Annotated in this window: 3 protein-coding genes and 1 pseudogene; all 4 read right to left on the bottom strand. The window is 62.7% G+C overall.

Annotated elements, in window-relative coordinates; all coding sequences use genetic code 11:
• Nucleotides 1-64: 64 nt before the first annotated feature.
• Nucleotides 65-1,444 carry an aspartate aminotransferase family protein gene (locus EN884_RS27595; protein ID WP_013531202.1) on the bottom strand — a complete coding sequence of 460 codons (1,380 nt, stop codon included), beginning with the start codon at nucleotides 1,442-1,444 and terminating at the stop codon, nucleotides 65-67.
• A gap of 48 nt (nucleotides 1,445-1,492) precedes the next feature.
• Nucleotides 1,493-1,633 (bottom strand): capsid protein, encoded by a 141-nt coding sequence (locus EN884_RS27590; protein ID WP_082826679.1) that lies wholly within the window; start codon nucleotides 1,631-1,633, stop codon nucleotides 1,493-1,495.
• A gap of 68 nt (nucleotides 1,634-1,701) precedes the next feature.
• On the bottom strand, nucleotides 1,702-3,774 hold the full coding sequence (locus EN884_RS27585; protein WP_063168190.1) for a prolyl oligopeptidase family protein: 2,073 nt from the start codon (nucleotides 3,772-3,774) through the stop codon (nucleotides 1,702-1,704).
• 66 nt (nucleotides 3,775-3,840) lie between these two features.
• Nucleotides 3,841-4,293, bottom strand: a pseudogene (locus EN884_RS27580) (MFS transporter); the annotation flags it as partial.

The raw sequence follows: 4,293 nt of genomic DNA, 5'->3' as shown, positions 1-4,293 counted from the left end.
CGGTAGAACTCGACCCCTCGGCTGGGCGCGCCCGCCGAAGAGCGCCCAGCCGAGGGGTCGAGTTCTACCGCTTGCGAAGATCGGCTTGCGCCAGATCCAGCGCCTTCGAGATGCGGTCGCAGGCCATATCGATCGTATCGCGGGTCCAGATCAGCGGCGGCGACAGGATCATCGTGTCGCCGGTGGCGCGCAGCATCATGCCATTCGTGATGGCGTGATCCCGCACGGTTACCGCCGCACTTCCAGCCGGCAGGAACCGCTCCTTGGTCGCCTTGTCCTTGACGATCTCGATCGCGCCCATCAGTCCGATCGAACGGACCTCGCCGACCAGATCATGTCCGGCAATGCGCTCCTGCAACGCCTTGGCGAAGTAAGGGCCGGTGTCGTTCCGGACGCGGTCGACCAGCCCTTCGCGCTCGATGATCTCGAGGTTCTTCAGCGCCACGGCGCAGGCCACCGGGTGCCCGGAATAGGTGTAGCCATGGTTGAACTCGCCGCCCTTCTCGACCAGCGTCGAGGCGATGCGGTCGCCAACCAGCAATGCCGACAGCGGCTGATAGCCCGAGGTCAGCGCCTTGGCCGTGGTGATCGTGTCTGGCTCGATGCCGAGTGTCTGTGCGGCAAACCATTCGCCGGTGCGACCATAACCGGTGATGACTTCGTCCAGCATCAGCAGGACATCGTATTTACGGCAGATGCGCTGCACTTCCGGCCAATAGCTCGCCGGCGGTATCTTCACGCCGCCGGCTCCCATGATCGGCTCGCCGATAAACGCGGCAACCTTGTCGGCGCCGGCTTCGAGGATCGCCTCCTCGACAGCCCCGGCCGCGCGCAGACCGAAATCATGATCGCTCTCGCCAGGCAGCGCCAGCTCATAGGCATAGGGCATCATCACATGGACGATGTTGGGCACCGCACCGTTGAGCTGCTTGTGCATACCATCCATGCCGCCGAGCGAGGTGCCGGCAACGGTCGAGCCGTGATAGGCCATCTTGCGCGAGATGATGCGGTTCTTCTCCGGCTTGCCCTCCAGCACCCAATAGTGGCGCACGAGGCGCAGCGCGGTGTCGTTGGCTTCCGACCCGGAAGAGCCGTAGAATACCTGGTTGACGTGCTTCGGCGCGATCTCCGCCAGCTTCTTGGACAGCAGCACTGGCGTCGGCGTCGAGCATTTGAAGAAGGAGTTGTAGTAAGGCAGTTCCTTCATCTGGGCATAGGCGGCCTCGGCCAGCTCGTCACGGCCATAGCCGATGTTGACGCACCACAGCCCGGCCATGCCGTCGAGGATTTCAGCCCCCTCGGAATCGTAGATGAAAGGGCCGTTGGCATGGGTGATGATGCGCGACCCGGCCCCGCGCATTTCCTTGTGGTCGGTGAACGGATGCAGATGATGCGCGGCGTCGATCTGCTGAAGCTGCTTCAGCGAATAATTCTGATAGGTCATGTCTGATCTTCCCTCTGGATTCTATCCGGCCAAGCCGGGGCGAATGCTTCAGAGGCAGAGAGGTGGCGAATAGCCGATGCGGGCACACAGCCGCAAAAGCTCGGCGCGCAGCGTGCGCGGTGACGGCGTCACCGCGACCCGCAATGCGCGAGCCTCAAATGCGTCAATCAACGTCCTGACGAGAGCCATGGAAGCCACCTTAGAGCAAAGGCTGCTCGAGGAGAACCACCCTTTGCTTGGCCCATAACTGAATGACTCTAGGCCTTGGCTGTCAGCGCCCTTTGCAGGAAGACATATTTCATCGCCGTCTGCGCCGCCTGCGGCCGGCGGTCGCCACGCCCGCCATGGCCGCCCTCGGTCTCCTCGAAGAACAGCGTCCTCGCATGGCCGGCTTCCTGCAGGCGGGCGGCCATCTTGCGCGCATGGCCGGGATGGACCCGATCGTCAGCGGTCGATGTGGTCAGCAGCACAGGCGGATAGGCGGCAGCGGCGTCGACATGCTGGTAGGGCGAGTAGGCTGAAAGCCACTTCGCGTCTTCGGGTTTCGACGGATCGCCATATTCGGCCATCCACGAGGCGCCAGGCGGCAATTCGGCGTAACGCAGCATGTCGAGCAGCGGCACCTCGATGATGACGGCGCCGAAAAGCTCGGGATGCTGCGTCAAGGAAACGCCGGTCAGCAAGCCGCCATTCGAACCACCCTGGATGCCGAGCGAGCTTGCTGTCGCGATGCCGCGCTTGACGACGTCCTGCGCGACCGCTGCGAAATCGTCGAATCCGTTCTGGCGATTGCCCTTGAGCGCCGCCTGATGCCAGGCTGGGCCGAACTCGCCGCCGCCGCGGATGCATGCCTGCACATAGGCATTGCCTTTCTCCAGCCACAGCTTACCACGCACGCCGGCATAGCCGGGCAGCAGCGGCACTTCGAAGCCGCCATAGCCGTAAAGCAGCGTCGGCACCGGACCTTTCTGGTCGCGCCGCCTGACGACGAAATAGGGGATCATCGTGCCGTCCTTGGAGCGCGCCTCGAACTGTTCCGAGATCAGCGGCGAGGCATCGAAACGCGCCGGCTGCGACTTCACGGTGGCGAGCGTCTCGCCATTGTCGTCGGACCAGATGATCGAACTCGGGGTCAGGAAATCGGTGAAGGAGAAGGAGACACTCGAGCCGAACTGCTCGGCATGACTGATGCCGACATTGCCATTTTCGGGCAGCGCCACCGGTTTCAGCGACCAGTTGCCATCCATGCGCTCGCAGACGACGACTTTGCCGCGCACATTGTCCATCAGGCTGACGAACAGCCGGTCCCGCGTGCGGGCAATGCCGGCTATGGAAACGCGATAGGCCGGCTCGAACAAGGTTTCGACAGGCCCGATCGCGCCGGTCTCGACCCAGCGCGCCAGGTCCAGCGAATAAAGACCGTCGGGCTTGCAAACCGTGTCGTCGGGCGCCGTCCATGCACTGCGCACGCCGAACACGAGCTGATCCCTGAATATTGCCGTATCGGTCATGTCGTCCGGTAGCGGCAGCTGTTTGTTTTCGCCGGAAGGCAGCCGAAGGAAGATGTGCGAAGCGAAGAAATTCAGCGTTCGAGCCAGGACCAGATAGCGTCTGTCACCGTCGTACTCGACAGCGGCACCAACGGCGAGATCCTCTTTCTGCGCCTCGAAGATCGGCGTTGCGTCTTCCAGCTTGGTATCGCGCTTCCACAGCTTTATGATTCGCGGATAGCCGGACTCGGTCTTGTCGGCCTCGTCGAAAGCGGCCGAAACAATCACGGTGTCCTTATCCAGCCAGCTGAAACCCGACTTGGAAGCGGGTGCACGAAACCCACCCTCGACAAACGACTTGGTCGCGATGTCGAATTCGCGCATCTCGCTGGCGTCGCCGCCATCCGGCGACATCGAGACAAGGCAAAGGTTGAAGTCGGGATAGAGCCGGCTGGCGCCGCCAAAAACCCATTTTATCCCTTCCTCCGCCGCAAGCTGGTCGAAGTCGATGATCGTTTCCCAGTCGGGCTTCTCGGTCTTGTAGGAAGCGACGGTCGTGCGGCGCCAGAGGCCGAGCACATTGGTCTTGTCCTGCCAGAAATTGTAGACATGGCCGGCTTTTGCCGCGCCGACCGCGATGTTGTCCTCGGCCGTCATCAGGTCGAGCGCGGTCTGGAACGACGCCTGATAGGACGGATCGCCCTGCAATTCGCCAACCGTGATCTCGTTCTGGCGATGTACCCAGTCCAATGACTGCTTGGCTGTCCTGTCCTCCAGCCAGAGAAAGGGATCGTCGGTCGTGGGGGCGGAATTCGGCGTCTGGGTGGCAGGCTTGGTCATGAGGTCTCCGATAAACGCGTTGCTTTGAAAAAGCCAACGCCGACAGGCCGTCGATATTCACCATGTTCAGCGCACAATTGAGGCTTTCCGCCGACCAGCGAGGCTCGCAATGGCCAGCGCCAGGCACAGCAGCCCAAGCGTGATCGGCAGTCCGCCGGCGCCCATAACATCCATGGCGCCCCCCGCCAGCGGCGGCACGGCGATGCCGCCGACCCCCCACATCAAGGAAAAGGCCGCATTGCCGGCGACCAGTGCGGAGCCGGTGAAGCGTTCGCCGAGCTCGATGATCGACATTGTGTAGATGCCGTAGGAAACCGCGCCCCAGACAAAGATCATTGGCCAGATCAGCGGCGACTCGATGAGAAGCGGAAGCAGGACGCAGCCGAGCACCGTGATCGCGACGCAGGCAAGCCGCACCAGGCGCGCGGAAAGCCTTTCCGCCAAAAGGCCGAGCGGCACCTGCATGGCGATGTTGCCGGCGATCATCACCGACAGCAGCGCCGACATGCGGGTTTCGGT

It is taken from the genome of Mesorhizobium sp. M7A.F.Ca.AU.001.01.1.1 (assembly GCF_004022735.1).
GTDB classification, from domain to species: domain Bacteria; phylum Pseudomonadota; class Alphaproteobacteria; order Rhizobiales; family Rhizobiaceae; genus Mesorhizobium; species Mesorhizobium ciceri.
The sequence above is the reverse complement of the archived record's forward strand: the minus strand, read 5'-3'. Positions and strand labels throughout refer to the sequence as shown.

Coding starts and splice junctions, on each gene's coding strand:
- EN884_RS27590 (WP_082826679.1), bottom strand. CDS start 1,633: ATGGCTCTCGTCAGGACGTTGATTGACGCATTTGAGGCTCGCGCATTG.
- EN884_RS27595 (WP_013531202.1), bottom strand. CDS start 1,444: ATGACCTATCAGAATTATTCGCTGAAGCAGCTTCAGCAGATCGACGCC.
- EN884_RS27585 (WP_063168190.1), bottom strand. CDS start 3,774: ATGACCAAGCCTGCCACCCAGACGCCGAATTCCGCCCCCACGACCGAC.